Here is an 864-nt window from a genome sequence, read left to right as displayed (position 1 = left end):
CGAATAATTTGTTCTGCAAAAGTGCCATGAGATTGTTCTATTTCCCAGCGTCCTGGTGTTGCAGAGACGGCAATAGTCTGTGGGCGCATGGCATCCCATTGTGTTTCCATGAAAAATTGATGCAATCCCTTCGAGAAAAAGTTTTGTCCTTAGGCGACGACGTTTATTTTATCTGTGGGTATGGTCCCAAAAGTAACATAGGCTATGAACGCCAATGGAATCCTTTTCTTCAAAAGATCTAAGGGGGAGGGCATAAAAAACCCGCTTTAGAGCGGGCTTTTCTCAATGTTAATTCAATTTACTGGAGCATAGCAGACATGATTTAAGCCATCACTGCCTCGAAAAGTCCCTGTTTTAGGGTTGAAGGAACGGTATTTTTTCTTGCAATATTGAAGCCAATCAGATTCTGATGATTGTTGTACTGGCTCATATTCCACCGTTTGCTGCACTTGATAAATCACCTGATTTTGTGGTGCGTCTTGATAGACAATTTGTGGCTGTTCTGGTTTTTTAAAAACTTTACTAAGAACTGCACCTGCTGCAAGAGCAAGAATGCCCAATGCTAAAGCATTTCCTTGAATATTACTGTGTTTTGTCTTTTTGCGTTCGACATAATGATATGTCTTGCTTTCAACGTGATGCTGATGTTGTTCTCTCCATGTCTGGCTGAAATAATGACGCTTGTGGGGATCATCAAAAGAGTGATGTTTACTATGAAAAGAATGGGAGCTAAAATTGCGAGACGGTAAACCAGCCTCCCTCTTCATTTCACTCATTTGATACCGTACCATATCCGCAAGCGTTGCATTTAGCGGCATGAAAACGGTTGCAGTTGACATTGCTGATAATACCGCTAACCTGATC

The 864-nt window shown here is 41.4% G+C and carries 1 protein-coding gene and 1 pseudogene; one reads left to right on the top strand and one right to left on the bottom strand.

Annotated features, from left to right (window positions below):
* Positions 1 to 95: 95 nt before the first annotated feature.
* Positions 96 to 242: pseudogene (locus tag ACFIK8_RS10610) on the top strand (MBL fold metallo-hydrolase); the annotation flags it as partial.
* Between the two features lie 51 nt (positions 243 to 293).
* On the opposite strand, the gene ACFIK8_RS10605 reads toward ACFIK8_RS10610, so the two are convergent.
* A complete protein-coding gene (locus ACFIK8_RS10605) occupies positions 294 to 863 on the bottom strand; it encodes a BA14K family protein (RefSeq protein ID WP_375669404.1) in 570 nt (189 codons plus the stop codon).
* Position 864 lies beyond the last annotated feature (1 nt).

The sequence above is a fragment of the Bartonella sp. MR168JLCBS genome, assembly GCF_042194175.1.
This window is presented reverse-complemented; position numbering and strand designations above follow the sequence as displayed.